The organism is Bradyrhizobium sp. BR2003 (assembly GCF_009720285.1).
GTDB lineage: Bacteria > Pseudomonadota > Alphaproteobacteria > Rhizobiales > Xanthobacteraceae > Bradyrhizobium > Bradyrhizobium elkanii.
The window spans coordinates 263,311-288,736 of sequence record NZ_SMYJ01000032.1 but is presented as its reverse complement, the minus strand read 5'-3'; the positions used below and the strand labels follow the sequence as shown (position 1 = coordinate 288,736).

The following is a 25,426-nucleotide window of genomic DNA, read 5'->3' as shown; positions in this document are numbered from 1 at the left end:
GCGGTCGACCCTTCGAGACGCGCGCGATGCGCGCTCCTCAGGGTCACGGAGTTAGGGTATTCGACGCTATGTCCGAATCCGTTCCAGCTTTTGCAGGCACCGCGCCATGCGCACTGCGGCCGGCACTTCGGTGTCCGGAAAGCTGGTCTTCCAGTCGGTGACGCCGACCTCGCCGACATAGATGTCGCCGCGTGAATCCAGCGCGATACCGTGCGGCGCAAGGAATTTTCCGGTCTCGGCGCCGGGGCCTTGCTCGCCGCCGAGGCGCGCGATGCGCTTTCCGGTGTGATCCACGATCGACAGCCGCGGGCCGAGATTGGGCACCTTGCGATTGACGGCCATGCCGGGGCCGAGCTCGCCGATCACGAAGTTCGGCTGCTTGCCGCCGCCGCAGCAGCACAGCGCGCAGGGCCGGTGCAGGTCGTTCCACTGCGTCTCGTATCTGCCGTTGCCGTCGAACACCTGGACGCGGTGATTCTCGCGGTCGGCGACGTAGACCCAGCCATCGGCATCGGTCGCGATGTTGTGCACGATGTTGAACTGGCCGGGATCGGTGCCGGGCTCGCCCCAGGTTTTGATCAGCCTGCCATCCGGAGTGTATTTGTGGACGCAGGCATTGCCGTAGCCATCGGAGACATAGATATCGCCCGTCGGCGACAGCGCGGTGTGGGTGCAGCGATGGAACGGCTCGCCGCTCATGAACGGCGCCGGCTTGTTCGGGATGCCGATCGTCAGCAGCACCCTGCCGTCGGTCGAGCATTTGCGCACGGTGTGGTCGCCGTCATCGGTGCAATAGAGATTGTCGTCGGCATCGATGTGCAGGCCGTGGGCGCGCGAAAACACGCCTTCGCCCCAGCTCTTGATGAAATTCCCCTCGCGGTCGAGCACCACCATCGGATGGTCGCCGCGGTTGAAGACATAGACGCGGTCCTTGCTGTCGACCGCGACGGAGGCGACATCCGTCAGGCTCCAGCCGTCGGGGAGCTTTGCGAAGTTCTCCACCACGCGATAGCGGTGTTCGCCGGTGCCGAGGGTGATTGGCATAAGATGTCTCCCCAAAATCGTCATTCCGGGGCGATGCGCAGCATCGAACCCGGAGTCTCGAGGTTCCCCAATGCGCAATTGCGCATTGGGGTGCGCTTCGCACATCCCGGAACGACGGCAGGTTTCTATGAAAAGCCCGCCCGTGGCCCGACGTCGCGCAGCAACAGGCCTTCCTCGATCGCCTTGATCTGCAATGCGAGATAGCGCGAGTTGATACGGCATTGCGCGAGACTGCCGGCGATGAACCACAGGCCGGGCTGCGGCGTGCGGGTGTACATGTTGCGCAGCTCCTGGCCGTCGCCAAAGCCCCAGATCGGACCGACGCGCGCGGCCATCGCCTCGCCGAACAGTTTCTTGACCAGCTCCTCCTGCGGCCGGTAGCCGGTCGCGAGCACGATCAGGTCGGCGGCAACGATCTCGCCGTTTTTCAGCCGCGCGCCCTCGCTTACGAAGGTCTCGATATCGGCGAATTGCTGCAGGGCGACCGCACCGCTCGCGACGAGATCGGAGCAGCCGACGTTGAAGTAATAGCCGCCGCCGCGGGTCAGGTACTTGAACTGCCAGCCGGTGCCGCCATCGCCGAAATCGAGCTTGAAGCCCTTGCGCGCGAGGCCGTCGAGCAGCGGCTTGTCGAGTTGCTTCGACTGCTCGGTCATCAGCACATGGCTGCGCTTGGCGAGCACGAGCGGCATCGAGGTCGCGATCAGATCATTGTCCTCCAGCGTACCTTCATTGTAGGCGGCATAGGCAAGCTGCGCCGACGGCTCGATATTGGTGATCAGCGTCGAGGAGCGCTGCACCAGCGTGACCTCGGCGCCCGAGGAGTGCAGGTCCTGCGCGATGTCGTGGCCGCTGTTGCCGGTACCGATCACGAGCGCGCGCTTGCCGGTCCAGCTCTCGCCGTCCTCGTAGCGGCTGGAATGCATGACCTTGCCGGAAAAGTTCTTCAGGCCAGGGATGTCGGGCAAATTGGGAATGCCGCTGACGCCGGTCGCCATCACGACATGGCGCGGCTGCATTGTCCGTGTCGTGCCGTCGGCGCGGCGCAGCTCGACACTCCAACGCCCTTCCGCGTCGTCATAGCTGCCGCCGACAAATTCCGTGCCGGTCCAGAAGTTCAGCTCCATGGCGTCGACATAGGATTCGAACCAGTTGGCGAGCTTGTCCTTCGGGATGTAGGTCGGCCAGTTCGGCGGGAATGGCATGTAGGGCAGGTGATTGACCTGCACCTGGTTGTGCAGGGTCAGCGCGTGATAGCGCTTGCGCCAGTTGTCACCGACGCGCGCCTCGCGGTCGACGATCAGCGCGTCGATCTTGAGCTGTTGCAGCCGCGCGGCGATCGCAAGTCCCGCCTGTCCGCCGCCGACCACCAGCACATCGGGGTCGCGGTCGGCATATTCGGCGGATGCCTTGCGCAGGTCGAGCCAGTTGGGGCCGCGGAAGTCGCGCGAATAGGCCTGTCCGCGCGGCCTGGTGTGGCCCTGCTGCTCCTCAAAACCCTTCAGCTCCTCGAGCGTCGTCAGCAAGGTCCAGGCCTTCAGGCGATCGTCGTCGGCGGCATCGGAAATCAGTCGCACGATGCCGTGGCCGCGGCCAACCGCCGTCTCGAATTTGAAGATCGCCTCGATCGCAGGGGTACCGGCGCGCGTCACCCGTCGGGGCGCCGCGCGCTCGGCATCGATGCGGAAGTCATGCGGCGCGCTGTGACGCGCATGCGCCGGCAGCTCCTCGATGATTGCGAAGGCCCGATTGACGGTCTGGATGTTCCAGCTCAGCGCCAGCACGTCGCGCCAGTAGCTGTCGGGATGGAACAACGGCTTCAGCAACACATCGTCGGGACTGGCCAACGCATCTTCGAACTGCACAAGCCAATTGTCGGCGGCGACCGAAATATCGTCCGTCTTGTCGAGCATCGAGCGTTTCTCGCCATCGGCCGCCTTGCTGATATTTTCTTGGCGGCGTTCCCTTTCCGCAAAGCCTATACCCATTCGAAGGCATGCAGAAAGGGCGCGACGGGATATCGCCTATTCGGCCAGCGACAGGATCAGGCCTTGATCCGGCGGAACGCGGCCTTGCAGGGTATCGAGATAGGCCTCGCGCACCGCGGCCGGGCCGCGCCGCTCGACCACATCAAGCCAATTCGGCAGATGCGGCACCAGTTCCGCCCAGGCGGCGCCAAAGCGCTGGTCGATGCCGCCGGGACCCCATTCCTTGGCGCGCTTGCGGATCTGGTCCGGGGCGAAGAACCACACCGGCTTGGCGCCGGGCAGCGTCGGCTCCTCCGGCTCGCTCGCACGATGCGTCAGCCCGACCCGGCCGGAATAGACCATCTGCGCGTCGAAGTGCCGGTGCAGGGCCTCGCGCAGCGCGCTGTTGCCGGCCATGTCGACATAGGCTGTCGGCTCGGCCGGCGGGATCGCGGTGACCTGATCGTAGGTGACGACCTCGTCATAGCAGCCGAGCGAGCTGACGAAATCGACATTGCCCCTGGAGGTCAGCCCGATCACCGGGATGCCCCGTTTGTGCACGAGATGGGCGAGCCCGAACGCGGTCTTGCTCGAGGCCGACGACAGGATGACGCGGCGTGCGCCGTAGAATTCATTCTCTGCCAGGAAGTCGTCGACCAGGAACGACAGCATGAACAGCGGCAGCAGCAGCGCGCGGAAATCGCCCTGCTGGCCGGCATAGGTCGGATCGCCGGAGACCCGGGCATAGGCGTTATAGACCGGCGAGACCTCCTGCCGGTGCGCGGCACCGTCGCGCAGGCCGCGCTTGCTGACGTCGGCCGCCTCGATCACCAGATGGGTCGCCATCGGGAAATAGCCGAACAGCGTTTCGCCTTCTGCGATCATGGGATGTTTCGATGCCAGCACGTCGCCAAAGCCCCACACCGGGATGATGCCGTAGCCCTCGGGCGCCGGGAACAGATGCCAGTATTTCAGCTGCTCGCCGATCACGGCGTAGGTGATATTGTTGGCGGTGAAGGCGAAGCGGGTCACCTTCACCAGCAGCGCATCGGCCGGCAGCGCGGCGGCGTCGGGCAACTGCGTCTCGATCACCTTGCATTGCTGCAGATCGTTGCGGATGACGATGAAGTCGGTCGAGTTCATGGCGGATGATCCGGGCTCAGGATGCAGGCGCATCGTTGCGTCGTTCGCCGGTCGTTTGCAACAGCAACTAAGTTTCAAACGTCGTTCGCTTCGCCGTCAGATCGTTCAGCCGAGCTGTCCTTCGCGATAGAGGTCGCGCAGCTTGCGCTTGAAGATCTTGCCGGTGGCCTCGCGCGGCAGCGCGTCCATGAAGCGGATATCCTTCGGCACCTTGAAATTGGCGAGCTTGTCGCGCAGGAAATCCTGGATCGCCGCAACCGAAAGCGTGCTGCCTGCTTCCGGCTCGACGCAGGCGAACAGCCGTTCGCCGTATTCGTCGTCGGGGACGCCGAACACCGCGCAGTCGCGCACGCCTGCCATGCCGATCAGCGCATTCTCGATCTCGGCCGGATAGATGTTGACGCCGCCCGAGATCACCATGTCGCGCTTGCGGTCACACAGGAACAGATAGCCGTCCGGGTCGAGATAGCCGACATCGCCGACGCTGATCAGGCCGTCGTGATCGGCCTCGGCGCGTGCCTTGGCATTGCCGTGATAGTCGAAGTCCGAGATCAACGTCTGACGCATGAAGATCTCGCCGGGCTCGCCGACGTCGCATTGCGTCCCGTCGGGCCGGAAGATCTTGACGATGCCGCCTTCGATGGCGCGGCCGACGGTGCCGGGCTTCGCCAGCGCCTCGGCTGACGAATGCCAGACCGGGATGCCGGTCTCGGTCGAGCCGAGATATTCGTTGATGACCGGTCCCCACCACTCGATCATCGCGCGCTTGACGTCGACGGGGCAGGGCGCCGCGCCGTGGACGATGAAGCGCAGCGACGACAGGTCGTAGCGGCGCCGCGTCTCCTCGGGCAGGCGCAGCAGCCGCACGAACATGGTCGGCACCATATGCATGTGGGTGACACGGTGGCGCTCGATCAGTTGCAGCAGATCCTCCGGATCGAAGCGCGGCTCGAGCACGATCACGCAGCCGTTGCGGAACGCGAGCATCCCGTAGGAGTGCGGCGCCGAATGGTACATCGGGCCGTTCATCAGGATCACCTGGTTCTCGTTCGGCTTGACGCCGTAGGTGATGGCGCCGACGCGCGCGGCCGCCGCCTGCTGCTCCGATGGCATCGGCTTGCGCCGCACGCCCTTCGGCAGTCCAGTGGTGCCCGAGGTGTAGAACATCGGCGCGGCGCCGATCGGTGCGTCGGTCAGCGGTTGGTGCGTCTCCCGCCAGACGTCCCAGTCGGTCATGCCGTCAGGCACGCGCGTGGCCGTAGGCGCCACGCCATAGGCCGCGGCGATCTCCGGCGGCGTCGTCACCACCAGCAGCTTGATTGCCGGCGGCAGACCGTCGCGGATCTGTGGCAAGAGATCGGCGTGGCAGACCAGCGTGTCGGCGCCGCTGTCGGATAGGATGTAGGCGACCTCGTCGGCCTTCAGATGCCAGTTGATCGGCACTACCGGGCTGCCGAGCGCGGCCGAAGCCGCGACCACCTCGAACAGCGCAAAGTCATTGCGCAGCATCATGCCGACCGGCTTGCCGCCCTGCACGCCGAGTGCCCGGAAGCCGCTGGCCGCCCGCGCGATGCGGGCGTGAATGTCGCCGTAGCTGATCTGTCTGTCGCCGCTGATGATCATGTCGCGCCTCGTTTCCTAGCGGTCGTCCAGGATCTCGCCGAAGCTGATCCAGCTCTTGCCGTTGAACCGGCGCAGCCGCAACTGCTGGAACGGCAGATAGTCGTCCGGCCCGGTCGACACCGTCATGCCCGGCAACAATAGCGGCAGCGGAACGTCGCGCAATGACGCCGCCTGGCGCATGATGTTCTCGCGGCTGAAATCGTTCTTGCATGCCTTCAGCACGGCCATCAGCAGCGTCGCATAATGATAGCCCGCCGAGTAGTTCGAGTTGCTGAGGTCCGCATTGGGCAGGTACTGCTTCATGAAGGCAAGATAGTCCTTCACGGCGGGATCGTCGGCCCATTGCGCGTCCATCGTGTCCTTCTGGTTGCTGGACGAGATCAGGCCGACCGCGTTCTCGAGCCCGGCGGGCTCCAGGAACGAGATCGACGACGCGGAGGTCGGCACGAAGAACAGGTCCGGCTTCCAGCCGATCTCGGCGACGCCCTTGATCATCTGGGGCGTGAACTTGCCGAGTACGACTCCGAACAGCACATCGGCACCGGACGCCTTCAGGGTCGCGAGCTGCGAGCTGATGGTCGGCGCCGAAGTCTCGTAGCTCGCTTCCGCGACGATCATGCTCGCGGCCTTGCTGCCGAGCGCGCGCTTGAAGCCGGCGACATAGTCGCGGCCGAAATCGTCGTTCTGCGCAAGGATCGCGATCTTTGCGTCAGGCTTGGCCTGCAGCACATATTTGGCATAGACCACGCCCTCGGATTCGTAGGAGGCCATGCCCGGCATGGTCCACGGATAGGTCTTCGGGTCGGCCCATTTGGTCGCGCCACTCAGCACGAACAATTGCGGGATCTTCTTGCTGTTGAGATAGCGGTGCACGGCGTTGTTGGTGGCGGTTCCGAGCGAGCCGAACATCATCAGCACCTCCTCCTGCTCCACCAGCTTGCGAGTCTGCTCGACGGTCTTCGGCGGCGAATAGGCATCGTCCAGCGTGATGAACTTCACTTGCCGGCCGTTGATGCCGCCCTCTGCGTTGACCTTCGCGAAAAACGCTTCCTGTGCGCGGCCGATGGTGCCGAAGCCGGAGACCGGTCCGCTATAGGGCAGCGTCTGGCCGATCCGGATCGCCTCGTTGCCGTTGTCGGCGGCGGCCGTGTTGGTGATCGCGCAGACCGCAAGCGCGGCCGCCAGCGCGTGTTGCGCTCGTTTCATGGTTCACTCCCGGACTTTGCGCAATAGCGTCAGGCGCTGGCGCGCAGGAAATCGCTGCGCGCCGCGACGAACTCGGACTTGAGCCGCGCCACCAGTTCGGCGACCGGCGGGGCATCGGAGATCTGGCCGATGCCCTGGCCCGAGCCCCAGATGTCGCGCCAGGCCTTGGCCTTCATGTTGCCGCCGGAACCGAAGTTCATCTTGGTCTTGTCGGCGACCGGCAGATTGCCCGGATCGAGCCCTGCTGCCGCGATCGACGGTCCGAGGTAGTTGCCGTGGACGCCGGTGAACAGGTTCGAATAGACGATGTCGTGCGCGGCGTATTCGGTCAGCGCCTGCTTGTACCTGATATCGGCGTTGGCTTCCTCGGTCGCGATGAAGCGGGTGCCGATATAGGCGAGGTCGGCGCCGAGCGCGAGCGCGGATGCGATGCTCCAGCCGTCGGAGATCGCGCCCGACAGCAGGATCGTGCCGTTGAACCATTGCTTGACCTCGCGCACCAGCGCGAACGGCGACAGCGTGCCGGCGTGTCCGCCGGCGCCGGCGCAGACCAGGATCAGGCCGTCGACGCCCTGCTCGGCGGCCTTGCGTGCGTGCTTCACGTTGATGACGTCGTGGAACACCACGCCGCCATAGGAGTGCGCGGCCTCGACGATCTCGGACGGCGGGCGCAGCGAGGTGATGATCACGGGCACCTTGTGCTTCACGCAGGTCTCCATGTCGCGCATCAGGCGGTCGTTGGACGCGTGGCAGATCTGGTTGACGGCGTAGGGCGCGACCTTCTTCTCCGGATGCAGCGCCTGGTACTCGCCGAGCTCGTTCTCGATCCGGGTCAGCCATTCGTCGAGCTTCTCGACCGGGCGGGCGTTGAGCGCCGGGAACGAGCCGACGATGCCGGCCTTGCACTGCGCGATCACGAGCTCCGGCCCCGAGACGATGAACAGCGGGGAGCCGACGACCGGCAGTTCAAGCTTGTTGGCGAGCGAAGCGGGCAGCGTCATTTTCGGATCCTCCATGCGCGTCGCCCGGCCGGCGGCCCGGGCGGATCGCGATTTATTGTGATGGCTGGAGCGGTGGCGCTCTTGGCGCGGCAATAGGCAATATAAGGCTGGACGGCTCGGTCATGGCGTTCAATATTGAACATCGAATCGACCAGAAATGAACGATGTCGCAGGAAGGGGAGCGGCATGGACTGGGAGCTTTGCAAGACATTCGTGGCGGTGGCGGAGACACGCAGCCTTGCCGGGGCGGCACGGCGGCTGCGCATCAGCCACCCCACCGTCGGTCGCAACGTCGCGGCGCTCGAGCAGCAACTCGGGACCCGCCTGTTCGCGCGTTCCAATGACGGCCTGTCGCTGACGTCGCATGGCCGCAAATTCCGCGAGCACGCCGAAGCAATGGCCGCGGCGGCCCTCCGCGCGGAGGCGGCCGCGTCGGCCACCGGAGCGCAGGCGCGCGGCGTCGTGAAGCTGTCGATCGGCGCGACGCTGGCCGCGCACTGGCTGATGCCGCGCCTCGGCCCGTTCCTGCGCGATCACGCCAACATCCAGATCGAGATCATCACCCATCCGTTCCCGGCCAGCGTACGTCGCCGCGAGGCCGACGTGGTGCTGCGGCCGGTCGATGCGGGGGAGGAGAACCTGATCGGGCGCAAGATCGGGCGGCTCGGCACCGGCTTCTACGCCTCCCGCGACTATGCGGCAGGGCGCAAGTTGCCGGAGCGGCGGGACGAGTGGCGGGGCCACCATGTGATCGGCTTTGCCGACCAGGCCTCGAACGCGCATCTGGCGCGCTGGAGCGACGTCATCACCCGGCAGGGCACGCTGGTGATGCGCTGTTCCTCACAGGGCGACATGCTCGCGGCGGCGCGGGCCGGGCTCGGGATCTGCGCGCTGTCTTGCCTGGTCGGGGCCGACTACCCCGATCTGGTGCGGGTCGCGCCGCAAAAGCTCTCGAGCCTCTCCGATCTCTGGCTGCTCGCCCATCCCGATCTGGTCGAGCTTCCCGCGGTGCGCGCCGTCATCGGCTTCGTCACCGACTGCGCGCGCGAGGACCGAGTCAGGCTGCGCGGCTAGAGCGCGTTGTCACGCCCGCGCCCGCAACAGTGTCACTGCGAGCAAGACAAAGGCCGCGCAGGTCCACAGCGACTGCCAGTTCTCCGCCCCTTCGTTGAACCCTGTGTAGATCGCCGTTGCAATGAAAATGCCGGCAAAGATCGACTCCGCCAGTGGGCGGATTCCCTTGCTGGGAGGATTGAGCAGCGTCACGGCGGCAAAGGGCACCGCCGCCATGGTGAGAGGCGCAAAGGGAAAGTCAATGAAGCGCGGGTCGAACACGAGTCCGATTGCGGTCGCCGTGCCGATCACGACGGTGATCATCAAGGCCAGTCCGTGCAGGGTCACCAGCACCGATTCGGTGTGGTGGCCCTTCGGACCCAACACTTCGAGAAAGCTGGGCGGTGCGCGGCCCGACATCAGGGCGTTGGCGCTCAACACCGGCGAAGCCGTGGCCGCCATCAGCAGCGAGCCCCACACAAGCCAGCCTCCCGTTCCGTAGCTTTCATAGACCAATCTTTGCTCGGCGACGCCAAACAGGATGCCAGCCGTGGTCGCCGATAGCGCGATCGCAAGCCATGACGCGAATACGGGCTTTCTCGGCTTGCGGCGCAAGGTCAGCCATGCCGCGCCGAAGACCAGGATCGCCAGCGCCATGCCGCTGACCATTTGCAGCTTCCAGAGCGGAAAATTGCTGACCGGCTGGCCCGGCGGATATTTCGGCACGCGCTGCTCGGAATCGAACAGCCCCCAGGAGCCGCCGACCGTGCCTTCGATCTCCCGCTTCCATCCTTCATCATAGGCCTCGAACAGGTTGACGCGGAAATGCTCGCGCCGGGCAAGGTCGAGGACCTCCGAAACCACTCGCGCCTGATTGATGCGGGACGGCAGCGCGGACTCGCGCATGCGCCCCTCGCTCGGCCAACCGATCTCTCCGATAAAGATTTCCTTGCCCGGAAAAGCCGCCGCGATCTGCCGGCGCATCTCGTCGGCATGAGCGGCAGCATCTTCCGCCCGGATCGGAACATTCTCCCAATACGGCAGGATATGAACCGTGACGAAGTCGACCGCGTCGGAAAGCTCGCGATTGCTCAGCCAGAATTCCCAGACGTCGGCATAGGTGACGGGGACGCTGACCTGCGCCTTGATCGAGCGGATGGTGGCGGCGAGGTCGGAAGCCGACATTTCCTTGCGCAGCAACACCTCGTTGCCGACCACGAGTGCAATGATCGTGTCCGGATATTCCTTGGCGAGGTGGATCGCGGTGGCGACCTGCGTTGCATTCTTCTTGCGGTCCCGATCGAGGAAGATGCCCTGGATGACCTTCAGCCCCGCCTTGGCCGCGAGTGCGGGAATCTGGTCGAGACCAAGATCCGTCGCATAGGTGCGGATGCAGTCGGAAATCTTCGCAAGCTGGGCGAGGTCCTCCGCGATCTGTTCCGGCGAGACCTGCGTCGCCGGCGAAAGTGATGTCTGATCGTTACGGAAGGGGGCGTATGAGATGCATTGTACCTTGTCGTTCGGATCGATCGGCGCGCGCGGCAGGTTGACCGGGATGCCGAGCCACCACCACACCGCGGCGATCGCGCTCAAGGATACCGAGAGAAGCGTCAGCGGGATACGGAGAGAAATCAGATCCGTCTCCTTGCAATAAGGACGTGCTGCGCGTGCTAAATGGGCGAGGCCGGCAAATTGAAAGAGTATCTGTCCGGTGATTCTATATCACGCGATCACGCGGTTGGTGTGTTTTTATCGACGACTACTTTGCGCCAGCGATCACGCCCTCGCGATTTCTGAGCACGCGATAATACGCCCACCACAGATGCGCTGCGGCGCCGCGCAGCGGACGCCACGGCTCCGCAAGCGGCGCCATCTGTTTCGGCGTCGGCCGCTCCTTCAAGCCAAGCCCGACCTTGACCGCTTCCTGCACGGCGAGGTCGCCCGCGGGCCAGGCATCGCCATGGCCGAGGCAGAACAGCAGATAGACATCGGCGGTCCACGGGCCGATCCCGGGCAGCGCCGTCAGCGTGTTGTGCGCCGCATCGGCCTCCTCATTGGCGAGGACGTCGAGGTTCAGCCGCTCCTCGGCGAGCTCGCGCGCGATGTGCTTCAGCGTCTTGATCTTGGCCGCCGACAGCCCGAGCCGGCCGAGCCGGTCGGCCCGCGCCTTGCGGATCGCGTCATGGTGGAACGGGTCGAACGCCGTGCTGACGCGCCCCCAGATCGCCGCTGCACTCGCGGTCGAGAGCTGCTGGCCGCAGATGATCGCGGCAAGCCCGGCAAATCCAGGCTCGCGCTGCCGGATCGCCGGCATGCCGGTCAGTTCCAGGATCGGGCGCAGGCGGCGGTCCTGGTCGACCAGTTTGTGGATCGCGTCGTCGAGGTCGGCCTGGGTTTCGAGATGAATCAGCATTTGCGGGGTCTGCATCGGCTTGTCAGGCGCGGGCTTGACCCGCGCATCGATCTCCTATCGTAACAGAGTCTTGTCCAGGCGCATGAATCAGAGCCGCCGGGGCAAGCCCGGCAATGACGCTTGACCATGACCATGCCACCCGTTTTCCGCTTCGCGCCGAGTCCGAACGGCTACCTGCATCTCGGCCACGCCTATTCGGCGCTGCTCAACCACGATCTCGCGCGGCAGTCCGGCGGACGCTTGCTGCTGCGGATCGAGGACATCGACGCGACGCGCTGCCGGCCGGAATTCGAGCAGGCGATTTATGAGGATCTGGCCTGGCTCGGCATCGCCTGGGAGACCCCGGTGCGGCGGCAGTCCGAGTATTTTGCCGCCTATGGCGCGGCGATCGACCGCCTGTCAGCCCGGCGGCTGGTCTACCCGAGCTTCGAAAGCCGGACCGAGATCGCGCGGCTGGTCGCGGAACGCGAGGCCCAGGGCGCGTGGCCCCGTGATCCGGACGGCGCGCCGCTTTATCCAGGGCTGGCCAAATCGCTGTCGGCCGAGGCGCGCGACCGGCTGATCGGGCAGGGCGTGCCGTTCGCGTTGCGGCTCGACATGACGTCAGCCCCCGCGCGCGCCGGCGAACTGCGCTGGCAGGACGCGGGTGAGGGACCGGCTGGCGAGAGCGGAGCCGTCGTGGCCCGGCCTGAGGCCTGGGGCGACGTGATCCTGGCGCGCAAGGAGACCCCAACAAGCTACCATCTCTCGGTCGTGATCGATGACGCCCTGCAGGGCGTTACCGATGTGGTCAGGGGCGTTGACCTGTTCTGGTCGACCAGCGTGCATCGGCTGTTGCAGGAACTGCTCGGTCTGCCCGTGCCAAACTACCGGCACCATCGGCTGATCCGAGACGCGGCCGGCCAAAAGCTGTCGAAATCGACCCAGGCGACTGGACTGCGCGAATTGCGAGCGGAGGGGGCGAGCCCGGCCGATATCCGCCGCCTGGTCGGTTTGCCCGAGGATTTTGGCCAAGTTTGATCGCAAAGGAACACGGTTACCATCATCGCGCTTTGCGCGGGCGCGCCGGAAACGCCGCCGTGACTCCGGCACGCCTGGCATGCCATGTTGTCGACCGGGGCGGGGATCACGGAGACCATGGCGTCAAAATCGCGCGCACGGCGCAGCAAGCGGCCATCCAAAAGGACGCCGCCGAAGACGCGCGCCACCAAACCGCGTGCCAAAACGCGTGTTGCCAAGACACGTATTGCCAAGACCAGCGCCGCCAACGTGGCAGCCAGGCCGCGCCGCAAGCGGGCCGTGCCGAAGCCGGCCCCGAAGGCCGGTCCCGGCATGGTCGATACCGCGCTTGCCGCCTTTGCCCATGAGGTGCGGACGCCGCTCACCGGAATCCTTGCGATCAGCAACCTGCTCGCGACATCCGATCTCGGCGAGCGCGAGCGGCGCTGGGTCGACACCATCAAAGCCGGCGCCGAGCATCTGGCGAGCCTTGCGACCCTGTTCGTCGACGCTGCCCGGAGCGAGGGGCCGGGGCTTGAGATCCGGCAGGATTTCTTCGACCTGCGCACGCTGGCGCGCCACGCCGCGGATTCGCTGGCCGGCCGTGCGGCAGCCAAGGGGCTGCAGGCTTCCGTCGAGGTCTCCGACCAGCTGCCTGCCTTCGCGGTCGGCGATCCCGTCCGCCTGCGCGCGGCGCTCGAAAATCTGATCGACAACGCGGTGAAGTTCACCGAGCAGGGCGGCATCGAGCTGCGTATCGCGCCGGTGGGCGCGGCCAAGGGAAGGTCGGGCGACAAGTTCGGCGTCGCGTTCGCGATCTCCGACAGCGGCATCGGCCTGACGCTATCGGAGGTCAAGCGCCTGTTCCGGCCGTTCTCGCAGGCCAACGTCTCGATCGCCGCGCGGTTCGGCGGCGCCGGGCTCGGCCTGTCCTCCGTCAGACAGCTCGCGCGCGCCATGGGCGGCGACATCGTAGCGGACCGCCGCACCGGCGGGGGCACCACCTTCACGCTCAAGGTGGAGCTGGCGCCCGCCGAAGGGCCGGCCAGCACCGCCTCCGGCGCGAGCGCGGCGGCGCTGACGTCACAAGGGCTGCGGCTGCTCAGTGTCGAGGACAATCCGTTCGGCCGCGTCGTGCTCAACACGATCCTGACCGAGCTCGGCCACCACGCCGAATTCGTCGGTCAGGGCGAGGCCGCGCCCGACCGGCTCGTGCAGGGCGCCTTTGACGCCGTGCTGATGGACATGGTGCTGCCCGGCATCGGCGGCATCGAGGCGATCAAGCGCATCCGCGCGCTGCCGCCGCCGCACGGCCGCATCGTGATTGTCGGGATTTCCGGCCGGGCCGAGGACGAAGCCGCGGCGCGCGCTGCCGGCGCTGACGGCTTCCTGGTCAAGCCTGTGTCTCCGCGGGCGCTCGCGACTGCGCTGCATGAAGCGACACGCCGTGCGGCAGCCGCGACTTGATGATCGCCGCGTTCAACTCGCCGCCGAACACGAAGATCGCGGCGATGAAATACAGGAACACCAGTGCGATCACCACCGAGGCCAGCCCGGCATACATCGTGACGTAGTTGTTGGCGAAGCGTGCGAGGTACATGCCGAAGCCGATGCCCGAGAGCAGCGAAGCCACCATGGTGAAGATGATGCCGGGCAGGATCTGCGTGAAGCTGCGACGGCCGGCCGGCAGCCAGGCGTGCAGGATGAAGAGCGCGACGACCAGCGCCAGGATCGTGACGCCGTAACGGGCGGTGTTGAGCAGGCTCTCGTTGGATTCGACGAAAAACGGGATATAGCGCCGCGCCGCCTCGATGATCAGCGGTCCGAGCACGATCAGGAAAGCCATCGCGAGCGAGGTGAACGCCGCGACCAGCGTGTAGCCGATCGATTCCAGCCGCAGCCAATACCAGCGCCGCGGCTCGATCACGGCGTAGGCGCGGTTCAGCGCCACCCGCAGCGCCTCGACGCCGTTGGAGGCGAAGTAGACCGCGAGCACCGCGCCGATGGTCAGGATGTCGCCGCGGGTGTTGGTCAGCACGTCGTGGATCTGGCCGGACAGCGCCTCGGCAACCTGCTGCGGCCAGACCTGCAGCATCAGCCCGACCGCCTGGTCGGCGAGCTGCTTGGAGCCGAAGAAGCCGGCCACCGAGGTCAGCACGATCAGGAACGGAAACAGCGCCATCAGCGTCGACAGCGCGATGTGGCTCGCGATCGCCCAGCCGTCGTCAGCGAGGAATGTGTAAAAGGCATCCATCACGACGTGGGTGACGTAACGAAGCTGATTCACATTCCACCCGGCATTGTCGAAAACCGCTCGGCCCGAGAACGCACCCAGCATCGGATATTACGCGCAGAAAAGCCAGTTGGTTGCACGGCCGGGCTGTGTGGAAGTCCGCGTCCTGCGGTGTTATGTACCGCAAATGACATCTCTCCTCAGCACGATCATTCTTCCCATCGCCGTCGGCGCCGTCGCGCTGGTGCTCCTGCTCGGCCTCGTCAATATGATGAAGGGCGGCTCGCCGAACACGTCGCAGAAGCTGATGCGGCTGCGCGTGCTGCTGCAGTTCGTGGCCATCGTCATCGCAATGCTCGCGGTCTGGGCGATGGGGCGCTAGGTGAGGTAGATTTGTCGGGCTATTCTCTACCTCTCCCGATCGGAGCGGTGGACTCGAACATCGAACACCGGAGCCTGCCATGGTCGTTCTCAATCGGATCTACACGCGCACCGGCGATGACGGCACCACCGCGCTCGGCTCCGGCGAGCGGCGGCCGAAATACGATCTGCGCATTGCCGCCTATGGCACGGTCGACGAGACCAATGCCGCGATCGGCGTGGTGCGGCTGCATCTCACTGGCAGCCCCGAGGTCGATGCGATGCTCGGCCGGATCCAGAACGATCTGTTCGATCTCGGCGCCGACCTCGCGGTGCCCGAGCGCGAGGGCAAGGCCGAACGTCTGCGGATGCTGGCAAGCCAGGTCGAGCGGCTCGAGCGCGATATCGACAGCCTGAACGACCAGCTCGCGCCGCTGACCTCGTTCGTGCTGCCCGGTGGCACGCCTGCCTCCGCCTATCTGCATCTCGCTCGGACGATATGTCGCCGCGCGGAACGGATGATGGTGGAACTCGCCGCCCAACCCGATGAGCCGGTCAATCAGGCTGGCATCCAGTATATGAACCGCCTGTCGGATTTCCTGTTCGTTGCCAGCCGCTTCCAGAACAACAAGGGCGCGGGAGACGTGTTGTGGGTGCCGGGCCAGAACCGCTAAACTGGTTCAAAACCGGGGGACGGTTTTTTGGCTTTGGCGCGTTGACCGGGAGAAACGGGACCTTTAGGTTCCGCGCCAGCCAACCGAAACCCATAAAATCAAAGCGAAAGAGGATCGATGAAGGTTCTTGTGCCGGTAAAGCGGGTCGTCGACTACAACGTCAAGGTCCGCGTCAAGAGTGACGGGACGGGCGTTGAGCTCGCCAACGTCAAGATGTCGATGAACCCGTTCGACGAAATTGCCGTCGAGGAAGCGCTGCGGCTGAAGGAGGCCGGCAAGGCGACCGAAGTGGTGGTGGTGTCGATCGGTCCCGCGCAGGCCTCCGAGACCATTCGCACCGGACTTGCGATGGGCGCCGACCGCGGCATCCTGGTCAAGGCCGAAGGCAATGTCGAACCGCTCGCGGTTGCCAAGATCCTGAAGGCGGTGGTCGAGGCGGAGCAGCCCGGCCTCGTCATTCTCGGCAAGCAGGCGATCGACGACGACTCGAACCAGACCGGCCAGATGCTGGCCGCCCTGCTCGGCTGGTCGCAGGCGACCTTCGCCTCCAAGCTCGAGGTCGAAGGAAGTGACTTCAAGGTCACCCGCGAAGTCGACGGCGGCCTGCAGACCATCAAGCTCAAGGGCCCGGCGATCGTCACCACCGACCTGCGCCTCAACGAGCCGCGCTATGCGTCGCTGCCCAACATCATGAAGGCGAAGAAGAAGCCGATCGACGACAAGAGCGTCGCCGACTACGGCGTCGATGTGACACCGCGTCTGGAAGTGCTGAAGACCGCGGAGCCGGCAGGCCGCAAGGCGGGCGTCAAGGTCAAGGACGTCGCCGAACTCGTGAACAAGCTCAAGACCGAAGCCGGGGTTCTCTGATGACGACGCTGTTGATTGCTGAACACGACCACGAGACGCTGAAGGACGCGACCAACAAGGCGCTGACCGCGGCGAGCCAGCTCGGCGGCGATGTCCATGTGCTGGTTGCCGGTGGCGGCCAGGGCACCAAGGCGGCGGCGGAAGCAGCTGCCAAGCTTGCCGGCGTCACCAAGGTGCTGGTGGCCGAAGGCCCGGCCTACGAGCACGACCTTGCCGAGCCGCTGGCTGCGCTGATCGTCGCGCTGGCTCCCGGCTATGACGCCTTCGTCGCGCCCGCGACCTCGCGCTTCAAGAATGTGATGCCGCGCGTCGCAGCCTTGCTCGACGTCATGCAGCTCTCCGAGATCATCAAGGTCGTCGCGCCCGACACCTTCGAGCGGCCGATCTATGCCGGCAACGCGATCCAGACCGTGAAGTCGAAGGACGCCAAGAAGGTGATCACCGTGCGCACCTCGACCTTCGCCGCCGCCGGCGAGGGCGGCAGCGCGGCGATCGAGAACGCCGCGTCGGCCACCGATCCCGGCCTGTCGACGTTCGTCGGCGAGGAAGTCGCCAAGAGCGACCGCCCCGAGCTGACCTCGGCCAAGATCATCGTCTCGGGTGGCCGTGCCATGCAGAGCCGCGAGAATTTCGCCAAATACATCGAGCCGCTCGCCGACAAGCTCGGCGCCGGCGTCGGCGCCTCGCGCGCCGCGGTCGATGCCGGCTATGCGCCGAACGACTGGCAGGTCGGCCAGACCGGCAAGGTGGTGGCCCCGGAACTTTATGTCGCGGTCGGCATCTCCGGCGCGATCCAGCATCTGGCCGGCATGAAGGACTCCAAGGTGATCGTCGCCATCAACAAGGATGAGGACGCGCCGATCTTCCAGGTCGCCGATTACGGCTTGGTCGCCGACCTCTACCAGGCGGTTCCGGAGCTCACCGAAGCGCTCGGCAAGCTCGGAAAGTAAGCGACAAGACACCGGCCAGATGGGTAAGCTCCGGCCGGTGTTATTATTTTCGAGGCAATGATCCGGAAACGTTTTTCCGAAAGGATCATGCTCGACAGGGGAAAATGGGACCCGGGTGTGATGACCTGTCATCACATCATGGTCCCGGGAAACGTTTTCCGGCGGATTGGGCAACCCGGAAGGCTTTACTTCGGGTATCGTTGGAATTGGGCAGGCGCGATGTGCGCGCCGTTCCGGTGGATGACAAGATGACGGTGGCAATCAAAAAGGTCGGCGTGATCGGTTCGGGCCAGATGGGCAATGGCATTGCCCATGTGGCGGCGCTGGCCGGCTTCGACGTGGTGCTCAACGACGTGTCCGGCGACCGGCTGAAGTCGGCACTGGCGACCATCAACGGCAATCTGACCCGCCAGGTCGCCAAGAAGGCGATCAGCGAGACCGACCGCAAGCAGGCGCTCGACCGCATCACCTCCGCCGAGTCGCTCGACGCGCTCGCCGATTGCGATCTCGTGATCGAGACCGCGATCGAGAAGGAAGAGACCAAGCGCAAGATCTTCCATGAGGTCTGCGCGGTGCTGAAGCCCGAGGCGATCGTCGCGACCAACTCGTCGTCGATCTCGATCACAAGGCTCGCCGCCTCGACCGACCGCCCGGAGAAATTCATCGGCATTCATTTCATGAATCCGGTGCCGGCGATGGAACTGGTCGAGTTGATCCGCGGCATCGCCACCGACGACATGACCTTCGACACCGCCAAGTCGTTCGTCGCCAAGCTCGGCAAACAGGTCGCGGTGTCGGAAGATTTCCCCGCCTTCATCGTCAACCGCATTCTGTTGCCGATGATCAACGAGGCGATCTACACGCTGTATGAAGGCGTCGGTAACGTCGAGGCGATCGACGCCGCGATGAAGCTCGGCGCGCACCATCCGATGGGCCCGCTCGAGCTCGCCGATTTCATCGGCCTCGATACCTGTCTGTCGATCATGCAGGTGCTGCACGAGGGGCTCGCCGACTCCAAGTACCGGCCGTGCCCGCTGCTGGTGAAGTATGTCGAGGCCGGCTGGCTCGGACGCAAGAGCCAGCGCGGCTTCTACGACTATCGCGGCGACAAGCCGATTCCGACGCGGTAGTCTTGCCGCGGTGTCTTGCGTGTCATGAGCTCCTTATGGTGAGGAGCGCGGGACGCGCATCACGAACCTAACGCCTACGTCCTTCGAACCTCCCGCCTCCCATGGGAGCGTCCGCAACGCACCCGGCCGGGTGCGCGCTTCTGCATCACTTTGCCGGATCGCAACCGGCGCGCTTCAGCATGTCGCTGACGATCAGTGGAGTTGCCGGCGTATCGGTCGGTGCCGTGCCTGACGCTCCCGCGATCGCGGCGCGCGCCTGATCGGCGTCAAGCGACAGCGAACGTTTGCAGGGAGCACGCAGCACGCCCCGATCGCGCCCCGCATCGAGCAGCCAGCCGGCGGTTTCACCGGCGCCGGCCAGATAGGCCGTCAGGGCCTGCCGCGCGCTCGGATTGGTGGCGGCCTGATCCAGCATGGCCCTGACTTGCGCGACGGAGATCTGTCCGCGCGATGTCGAGGGCTGAGCATGCGCAGCTGTCGTCAATAAGAGGAGGGCGCAGACGGCGCGGGCAGGACGGTTCAGCATGAATTGGCCTTTCGTGCATGTTGAATTGCAGATATTAATTATCGTAAAATGATAATATCAGGTCAACAACGATCAAGGTCGAGCATGTCCGCGCCCCTCTCGTCAGAGCTTTCCCCGTCCGCGCGGCCAGCGCGCCTCGAACGCATCCGCGCGGTCAGCCGCGTGCTCGCTTACGCCTGCACCGGCATTTCGTTCGTGCTTGCCGTCGGATTGCTGGCGTATTGGGTGGCGAGCCCCGATGAAGCGATCCTGCGCGACGCGGGGCTGACCGGCGTCGCGTTCCATCCAATCGGCTGGCTGGTCCGACTGATGGGTCTTGTGGTCTCGGTATTGCCGCTCGCCGGTCTGATCTGGGGATTGTCGCGCGTGCGCCGCTGCTTCAATGCGTTCGCGCAGGGGCGCTTCTTCACGGCCGACAACGTGGCGAGGTTGCGTGACCTTGCGATCGCGATGCTGGTTTCGACCCTGCTGAAGCCGTTGATCGGTGCGTTGCTCTCGATCCTGCTGAGCTGGCAAACCTACGCGCAGGGCAAATCCATCGTCATCGCGCTCGGTTCCGACACACTGCTCGCGCTGCTGTTCGCTGGCCTGGTCGCGGTCACGGCCTGGGTGATGGCCGAGGCCAATGCGATCGCCGACGAGCACGCGCAATTCGTCTGAGACATTGCGATGCCGATCCGGGTCAGGCTGAACGTGATGCTCGCCGAGCGCAACGTGAAATCGAAGGAGCTTGCCGAATATGTCGGGATCACCGAGGCCAACCTGTCCCTGCTCAAGCAGGGCAAGGTGAAAGGCGTGCGCTTTGATACGCTGGAGCGGATCTGCACTTATCTGAAGTGCCAGCCCGGCGACCTCTTGCGCCATGAAGAGGACGATGCGTCAGCCTGACGCGGCCATCGATTACCCAAGCATTAACTTTCGCGCGTTACCTCAAACCCCAGCTTTGGGAGTGCCGCGCATGGACATGATGAGCATGGTTACCAGCATCCTGTCGATGCAGCAGGGCAATTTGCAGGGTGAGATCGCGACCCGCGTCACCAAGCAGAACCTCGACGCCGAGAAGTTCGCGGTTCAGACCCTGTTCGGCACGCCTTCCACCGCAAATTTGTCGCCCGGTATCGGCGACAACCTCAACGCCGTCGCTTGATCAGAACCCGGCTGCGGCCGGGGCTAGCGCCGCCTTCACGAGCTTGATCGCGTCGTCGCTCGCCCATTCGGCGGGACCGGCGATATTGGCGATCTCGCAGCCCTGGCCGTCGACCAGCACCGAGGTCGGCATGCCCAATGCCTTGCCTATGTTCTTAAGGTCCTGAAAGACCTTGGCTTTCTGGTCACTGAAATAGCCGAGATTGGTCAGATCGGCCTCTTTCAGGAAGTTTTTCGGCTTGTCCGGGTCGCGGGTGTCGATGTTGATCGCGACCACCTCGAAATCCTTGCCGCCGAGCTTGGTCTGCAGGCTGTCGAGCGCCGGCATTTCCTTGCGGCAGGGCACGCACCAGGTCGCCCACAAATTGACCAGCACGGTCTTGCCGCGCCAGTCCGAGAGCTTCTTCGGCTGGCCGTTGGCGTCCTCGAAGGTCAGGTCGGGCAGCCTCAAGGGGGTGGTTGCCATGGTCAGCGCCGCGACCTCGCCATGGGCGAGCGGAGCGATCTTCTTCGCCAGAGCCACCGCGCTGTTACAGGCGATATCGCCGCCCGCGGGATGCTTGAGACTTGCGACCCCGACATAGCCGATCACGGCCCCGGCCAGCACGGCGCCGATCACCAGCGGGATACGCCACTTGGCGGTCGGCCTGGCGGTCGGGTTGGGTGGGGTCGTCTCGGGCATATCGTTTGTCATCCTGGGTCGATGTGGCTAAGCAGTGCCGGGAATACGACCGGAACTGCGGTGCTGTTTCGCCGCCTCCGGCCATGAAACCGCAAGGCTGAAATACAAATTCGTGAGCGAGATGTCATGAGCAACAAGATGTGGGGTGGCCGGTTCTCGGAACGTCCCGACGCGATCATGGAGGAAATCAACGTCTCCATCGACGTCGACCGTCACCTTTATGCCCAGGACATTGCCGCGTCCAAGGCCCACGCCGCGATGCTCGCTGCGCAAGGCATCATCACGTCAGCTGATGCGAAAAATATCGGCAAAGGTCTAGACACGATTTTGTCAGAGATCGGCAAGGGCGATTTCGATTTCAAGCGCGCGCTCGAGGACATTCATATGAATGTCGAGTCGCGGCTGTCCGAATTGATCGGGCCCGCGGCGGGCCGGCTGCACACCGCGCGCTCGCGCAACGACCAGGTCGCGACCGATTTCCGGCTCTATGTCCGCGACACCATCGATGAGACCAATGCGGCGCTGGCCGCGTTCCAGCAGGCGCTGGTCGCCCGCGCGCTGGAGCATGCCGGCACGGTGATGCCGGGCTTCACCCATCTGCAGACCGCGCAGCCCGTGACCTTCGGCCATCATCTCCTGGCCTATGTCGAGATGGCCGGCCGCGACCGCGGTCGCTTCGCCGACGCGCGCAAGCGGCTGAACGAATCGCCGCTGGGGGCGGCCGCGCTCGCCGGCACCTCGTTTCCGATCGACCGCGCCGCGACCGCGAAGGCGCTCGGCTTCGACCGTCCGATGGCCAATTCGCTCGACGCGGTGTCCGACCGCGATTTCGTGCTGGAGACGCTGTCGGCGGCGGCGATCTGCGCCGTGCACATGTCGCGCTTTGCCGAGGAGATCGTGATCTGGACCTCGCCCTTGGTCGGCCTCGTCAAGCTCAGCGACAAGTTCACCACCGGCTCGTCGATCATGCCGCAGAAGCGCAATCCGGACGCGGCCGAGCTGGTGCGTGCCAAGACCGGCCGCGTGATCGGCGCGCTCACCGCGCTCCTGATCGTGATGAAGGGCTTGCCGCTCGCCTATCAAAAGGACATGCAGGAGGACAAGCAGGGCGCGATGCAGGCTTTCGAGGCGCTGTCGCTGGCAATCCGCGCCATGACCGGCATGGTTGCGGACTTGGTGCCGGACGAGGCCAGGATGAAGGCCGCCGCGGGCGAGGGCTACGCCACCGCGACCGATTTGGCCGACTGGCTGGTGCGCACCCTGAAAATGCCGTTCCGCGACGCCCACCACGTCACCGGGCGTATCGTCGGCCTGGCCTCGGCACAGGGCGTGGCGCTGCACGAGCTGCCGCTCAAGGCCATGCAGGAGGTCGAGCCGAAGATCACGGCGGACGCGCTGAAAGTGCTCAGCGTCGAATCCTCGGTGCAGAGCCGGACCTCGTTCGGCGGCACGGCGCCGAAGAATGTGATGGCGCAGGCGAAGAGCTGGGCCAAGCGGCTGGAAAAAGAGCAAAAATTGGGCTGAACCGCAAAATTTGGCCGTGATTTCATGGCGCTCCGCCTCTCGCCAGAGCACGCCAATGTTTGTATGGTGCCGCCCGAATTGGGGAATTCGTCGTGATTAGCAAGAACCGCCTGACCCCCTCGGGATGGGCCATAATTGTGCTGGGCGTATCAGCACTGGCGCTCGGCGGCTGCGGCCGCAAGGGACCGCTCGACCTGCCGCCGACCGCGAACGTCGCGCCGGGCGCTGCACCGAGTGACACCGAGAGCGAGCGGGCAGCGCAGCCCAGCGTGTTCAATCCGACCTATGGCTCGGAGGCTGCGCCGGCCGCGCCGCGAGGCAATAAACGGCCCTTCATCCTCGATCCGCTGCTCGGCAATTAGTATCTAAAAGCGTGTCATGAACCATTTCGACTATCGCAACGGCGTGCTGCATGCCGAGGCGGTCAATCTCATTGAGCTGGCGGAGGCCGTCGGCACGCCGTTCTATTGCTATTCGACCGCGACGCTGGAGCGCCACTACCGCGTCTTCACCGAAGCCTTCGCCGGCGAGAAGGCGCTGGTCTGCTACGCCATGAAGGCGAACTCCAACCAGTCGGTGCTGCGCACCCTGGCCAAGCTCGGCGCCGGCGCCGACGTGGTGTCCGGCGGCGAATTGAAGCGGGCGCTGGCGGCCGGGATTCCGCCCTCGAAGATCGTGTTCTCCGGCGTCGGCAAGACCGAGGGCGAGCTGCGCGCCGCGCTCGCCACCGACATCCTCTGCATCAATATCGAGTCCGAGCCGGAGCTCGAGATGCTGTCGCGTCTCGCGGTCGAGATGAACAAGACGGCCCGCATCTCGGTGCGGGTCAATCCGGATGTCGATGCCGGCACCCATGCCAAGATTTCGACCGGCAAGTCCGAGAACAAGTTCGGCATTCCGATCGCCCGCGCCCGCGAGGTCTATGCCCGCGCGGCAAAGCTGCCGGGCATCAAGGTCACCGGCACCGATGTGCATATCGGCAGCCAGATCACCGATCTCGGGCCGCTGGAGGTCGCTTTCCGGCTGCTCGCCGAATTCGTGCAGACGCTGCGCGCCGACGGCCACGACATCTCGCATGTCGATTTCGGCGGCGGCCTCGGCATCCCCTATTACATGGATCGCGCCGCGCCGCCGGCGCCGGACGCCTATGCGGCGATGGTCAAGCGCGTCACGCACAATCTCGGCTGCACGCTGATGTTCGAGCCGGGCCGCATGATCGTCGGCAATGCCGGCATCCTCGTCACCCGCGTCATCCATGTGAAGCCGGGCGATGCCAAGAACTTCGTCATCATCGACGCCGCGATGAACGACCTGATCCGGCCGACGCTGTATGAAGCGCATCACGACATTCTGCCGGTGCGCCAGCCTGCGCCCGGCACTCCGACGATGATCGCCGACGTGGTCGGCCCGGTCTGCGAGACCGGCGATTACCTCGCGCTCGACCGCGCGCTGCCGCAGCCGAAGGCCGGCGATCTGCTGGCGATCATGACCGCCGGCGCCTATGGCGCGGTGCAGTCCGGCACCTACAACACGCGGCCTCTGGTGCCGGAAGTGCTGGTCAAGGACGACCAGTACGCCGTGGTCCGCCCGCGCATCGACGTCGACGCCCTGATCGCGATGGACAAGCCCGCGCCGTGGTTGTGAGGTGCTAGGCGCGCCACATCAATGGTGTCGTCCTGGCGAAGGCCCATAACCACCATTACCGCTTGTCTTGCGGCGCTGTGGCCCCAGCTTCCCTCACCACGAACGCCGGGGGTAATGGGTCCGGCTTTCGCCAGGACGACGACGCTTACTTCGCAGCGTGCACGCCACCCTTGCCACCGCCCACGATCACGCCCGCGGCCTTCTCGATCGGCCTGATCGCGGCGGTGAAGTCCGAATCCGGTCCCTCGTCGCGGATGATCACTTCCCAGAGCCGGCCGACCGCTTCGGCGACTTCCATCGAAAGCCCGAGTGAGCGCATTTCCTCGACCGCGAGCCGCACGTCCTTCACCATCAGCCCGGTGGCGAAGCCGAAGTCGAAGCTGCGCGGCAACACCGAACGCGGAAACTTGTCGCGGCTTGCGGTGTTCAGCCCCGAGCCGGCATTGATGACGTCGATCATCACGGCCGGATCGAGACCCGACTTCACGCCCATCACAACAGCCTCCGAGGTCGCCACCATCGCGGTCGCCGACAGGAAGTTGTTGGCGAGCTTCATGGTCTGGCCGGAGCCCGGCTTGGTGCCGATGAAGAACACCTTGCCGATCACGTCGAGCGCGCCCTTCACCAGCTCGAAGTCGGCGCGCGGGCCCGACACCATCACCGCCAGCGTGCCCTTCTCGGCGCCGGAGACGCCGCCGGAGACCGGGCTGTCGATCTGCACGATGTTCTTCTTGGCCAGCAGATCGTGGATCTTCACCGCCATCTGCGAGCCGACGGTGGAGAGGTCGATGAAGCGTTTGACGCGCGTGCCCTCGATCACGCCGCCCGCGCCGGTTGCGACCTCGAGCGAAGCCTGCAGGGAGGGCAGGCTCGCCATCACGGTCTCGACGCGGTCGGCGATGTCCTTGGGCGAGGTTGCGGCCACCGCGCCGAGTGCAACCAGCCTGCCGAGGGCGTCCTTGCTGGTGTCGAACACGGTGAGCTTGTGGCCCGCCTCGATCAGCCGGCGCGCCATTGGGAAGCCCATCTTCCCGAGGCCGATGAATCCGATTTCCATGAGTCGTTTCCTCTACGTCGTTATGTGCGGAGCCGCATGCCCCACATTCACTGTCGTCCCGGTGAAGGCCGGACCCATTGCCACCGCGCTTGATTGCTGTGCTCCGCTGGAGCCCCAGCGTGTTCCCACCACCAATGCCTGTGGTTATAGGCCCTGGCTTTCGCCAGGACGACGGCGGTGAGGC

General features: G+C 65.2%; 26 protein-coding genes. 14 read left to right on the top strand and 12 right to left on the bottom strand.

Going from position 1 to position 25,426, the window contains the following annotated elements; genetic code table 11:
- Positions 1-66: 66 nt before the first annotated feature.
- The 6 genes from E2I15_RS27990 to E2I15_RS27965 all read right to left on the bottom strand — a co-directional run bounded on the left by E2I15_RS27990 (position 67) and on the right by E2I15_RS27965 (position 7,984).
- A complete protein-coding gene (locus E2I15_RS27990) occupies positions 67-1,044 on the bottom strand; it encodes a peptidyl-alpha-hydroxyglycine alpha-amidating lyase family protein (RefSeq protein WP_137478868.1) in 978 nt (325 codons plus the stop codon).
- Positions 1,045-1,169: 125 nt separating this feature from the next.
- Positions 1,170-2,957: a flavin-containing monooxygenase gene (locus E2I15_RS27985; RefSeq protein WP_170991510.1), complete on the bottom strand. Its 1,788-nt coding sequence runs from the start codon at positions 2,955-2,957 to the stop codon at positions 1,170-1,172.
- 111 nt (positions 2,958-3,068) lie between these two features.
- Positions 3,069-4,154, bottom strand: a complete 1,086-nt coding sequence (locus E2I15_RS27980) for a DUF2855 family protein (RefSeq protein WP_137478870.1) — start codon at positions 4,152-4,154, stop codon at positions 3,069-3,071.
- A gap of 105 nt (positions 4,155-4,259) precedes the next feature.
- Entirely contained in the window at positions 4,260-5,777 is a 1,518-nt protein-coding gene (locus E2I15_RS27975; protein WP_137478871.1) for an acyl-CoA synthetase, read from the bottom strand.
- 15 nt (positions 5,778-5,792) lie between these two features.
- Positions 5,793-6,983, bottom strand: coding sequence for an ABC transporter substrate-binding protein (locus tag E2I15_RS27970; RefSeq protein WP_137478872.1), 1,191 nt, complete (start codon positions 6,981-6,983; stop codon positions 5,793-5,795).
- Between the two features lie 29 nt (positions 6,984-7,012).
- A complete protein-coding gene (locus tag E2I15_RS27965; protein ID WP_137478873.1) occupies positions 7,013-7,984 on the bottom strand; it encodes an NAD(P)H-dependent flavin oxidoreductase in 972 nt (323 codons plus the stop codon).
- 186 nt (positions 7,985-8,170) lie between these two features.
- Between E2I15_RS27965 and E2I15_RS27960 the strand changes: the two genes are divergently transcribed.
- On the top strand, positions 8,171-9,058 hold the full coding sequence (locus tag E2I15_RS27960) for a LysR family transcriptional regulator (RefSeq protein WP_137478874.1): 888 nt from the start codon (positions 8,171-8,173) through the stop codon (positions 9,056-9,058).
- Positions 9,059-9,067: 9 nt separating this feature from the next.
- Here the strand turns inward: E2I15_RS27960 and E2I15_RS27955 are convergent, their stop codons facing one another.
- Positions 9,068-10,630, bottom strand: coding sequence for a glycoside hydrolase family 17 protein (locus tag E2I15_RS27955; protein ID WP_137478875.1), 1,563 nt, complete (start codon positions 10,628-10,630; stop codon positions 9,068-9,070).
- Positions 10,631-10,796: 166 nt separating this feature from the next.
- Positions 10,797-11,450: a DNA-3-methyladenine glycosylase family protein gene (locus tag E2I15_RS27950; protein WP_028333626.1), complete on the bottom strand. Its 654-nt coding sequence runs from the start codon at positions 11,448-11,450 to the stop codon at positions 10,797-10,799.
- A gap of 132 nt (positions 11,451-11,582) precedes the next feature.
- Here E2I15_RS27950 and gluQRS point away from each other — a divergent pair, with 132 nt between their 5' ends.
- Complete coding sequence (gluQRS, locus tag E2I15_RS27945) at positions 11,583-12,470, top strand: tRNA glutamyl-Q(34) synthetase GluQRS (RefSeq protein WP_137479071.1); 888 nt, start codon at positions 11,583-11,585, stop codon at positions 12,468-12,470.
- A 117-nt stretch (positions 12,471-12,587) separates the two neighbouring features.
- On the top strand, positions 12,588-13,916 hold the full coding sequence (locus tag E2I15_RS27940) for an ATP-binding protein (protein WP_137478876.1): 1,329 nt from the start codon (positions 12,588-12,590) through the stop codon (positions 13,914-13,916).
- Here E2I15_RS27940 and E2I15_RS27935 read toward each other — a convergent pair.
- The gene (locus E2I15_RS27935) at positions 13,843-14,703 is read right to left on the bottom strand and encodes a YihY/virulence factor BrkB family protein (protein WP_155262608.1); all 861 of its coding nucleotides are present in this window, start codon (positions 14,701-14,703) and stop codon (positions 13,843-13,845) included. The two genes, E2I15_RS27940 and E2I15_RS27935, sit on opposite strands and share 74 nt — an antisense overlap.
- Positions 14,704-14,869: 166 nt before the next feature.
- On the opposite strand from E2I15_RS27935, the gene E2I15_RS27930 reads away from it, so the two are divergent.
- From E2I15_RS27930 to E2I15_RS27910, 5 genes are all read left to right on the top strand, one after another.
- The gene (locus E2I15_RS27930; protein WP_050422790.1) at positions 14,870-15,064 is read left to right on the top strand and encodes a twin transmembrane helix small protein; all 195 of its coding nucleotides are present in this window, start codon (positions 14,870-14,872) and stop codon (positions 15,062-15,064) included.
- A 79-nt stretch (positions 15,065-15,143) separates the two neighbouring features.
- The gene (locus E2I15_RS27925) at positions 15,144-15,716 is read left to right on the top strand and encodes a cob(I)yrinic acid a,c-diamide adenosyltransferase (protein ID WP_137478878.1); all 573 of its coding nucleotides are present in this window, start codon (positions 15,144-15,146) and stop codon (positions 15,714-15,716) included.
- A gap of 117 nt (positions 15,717-15,833) precedes the next feature.
- Positions 15,834-16,583 (top strand): electron transfer flavoprotein subunit beta/FixA family protein, encoded by a 750-nt coding sequence (locus E2I15_RS27920; RefSeq protein WP_016845285.1) that lies wholly within the window; start codon positions 15,834-15,836, stop codon positions 16,581-16,583.
- On the top strand, positions 16,583-17,533 hold the full coding sequence (locus E2I15_RS27915) for an electron transfer flavoprotein subunit alpha/FixB family protein (protein ID WP_137478879.1): 951 nt from the start codon (positions 16,583-16,585) through the stop codon (positions 17,531-17,533). The genes E2I15_RS27920 and E2I15_RS27915 overlap by 1 nt, the downstream gene beginning before the upstream one ends.
- Positions 17,534-17,781: 248 nt before the next feature.
- Positions 17,782-18,663: a 3-hydroxybutyryl-CoA dehydrogenase gene (locus tag E2I15_RS27910; RefSeq protein ID WP_137478880.1), complete on the top strand. Its 882-nt coding sequence runs from the start codon at positions 17,782-17,784 to the stop codon at positions 18,661-18,663.
- 145 nt (positions 18,664-18,808) lie between these two features.
- On the opposite strand, the gene E2I15_RS27905 is transcribed toward E2I15_RS27910, so the two are convergent.
- Positions 18,809-19,078 carry a hypothetical protein gene (locus E2I15_RS27905; protein ID WP_137478881.1) on the bottom strand — a complete coding sequence of 90 codons (270 nt, stop codon included), beginning with the start codon at positions 19,076-19,078 and terminating at the stop codon, positions 18,809-18,811.
- 195 nt (positions 19,079-19,273) lie between these two features.
- Between E2I15_RS27905 and E2I15_RS27900 the strand changes: the two genes are divergently transcribed.
- From E2I15_RS27900 to E2I15_RS27890, 3 genes are all read left to right on the top strand, one after another.
- Positions 19,274-19,849, top strand: coding sequence for a DUF2975 domain-containing protein (locus E2I15_RS27900; RefSeq protein ID WP_170991511.1), 576 nt, complete (start codon positions 19,274-19,276; stop codon positions 19,847-19,849).
- Between the two features lie 9 nt (positions 19,850-19,858).
- A complete protein-coding gene (locus tag E2I15_RS27895) occupies positions 19,859-20,077 on the top strand; it encodes a helix-turn-helix domain-containing protein (protein ID WP_137478883.1) in 219 nt (72 codons plus the stop codon).
- Positions 20,078-20,147: 70 nt separating this feature from the next.
- Positions 20,148-20,336 (top strand): putative motility protein, encoded by a 189-nt coding sequence (locus tag E2I15_RS27890; protein WP_137478884.1) that lies wholly within the window; start codon positions 20,148-20,150, stop codon positions 20,334-20,336.
- Here E2I15_RS27890 and tlpA read toward each other — a convergent pair whose 3' ends face one another.
- Complete coding sequence (tlpA, locus tag E2I15_RS27885) at positions 20,337-21,017, bottom strand: thiol:disulfide interchange protein TlpA (protein ID WP_137478885.1); 681 nt, start codon at positions 21,015-21,017, stop codon at positions 20,337-20,339.
- 126 nt (positions 21,018-21,143) lie between these two features.
- Here tlpA and argH point away from each other — a divergent pair, with 126 nt between their 5' ends.
- From argH to lysA, 3 genes are all read left to right on the top strand, one after another.
- Positions 21,144-22,541: an argininosuccinate lyase gene (argH, locus tag E2I15_RS27880; RefSeq protein WP_137478886.1), complete on the top strand. Its 1,398-nt coding sequence runs from the start codon at positions 21,144-21,146 to the stop codon at positions 22,539-22,541.
- Positions 22,542-22,633: 92 nt separating this feature from the next.
- Complete coding sequence (lptM, locus tag E2I15_RS27875; RefSeq protein WP_018268957.1) at positions 22,634-22,903, top strand: LPS translocon maturation chaperone LptM; 270 nt, start codon at positions 22,634-22,636, stop codon at positions 22,901-22,903.
- Positions 22,904-22,919: 16 nt separating this feature from the next.
- A complete protein-coding gene (gene lysA, locus E2I15_RS27870) occupies positions 22,920-24,185 on the top strand; it encodes a diaminopimelate decarboxylase (protein WP_137478887.1) in 1,266 nt (421 codons plus the stop codon).
- 145 nt (positions 24,186-24,330) lie between these two features.
- On the opposite strand, the gene E2I15_RS27865 is transcribed toward lysA, so the two are convergent.
- The gene (locus tag E2I15_RS27865) at positions 24,331-25,242 is read right to left on the bottom strand and encodes an NAD(P)-dependent oxidoreductase (protein ID WP_137478888.1); all 912 of its coding nucleotides are present in this window, start codon (positions 25,240-25,242) and stop codon (positions 24,331-24,333) included.
- Positions 25,243-25,426 lie beyond the last annotated feature (184 nt).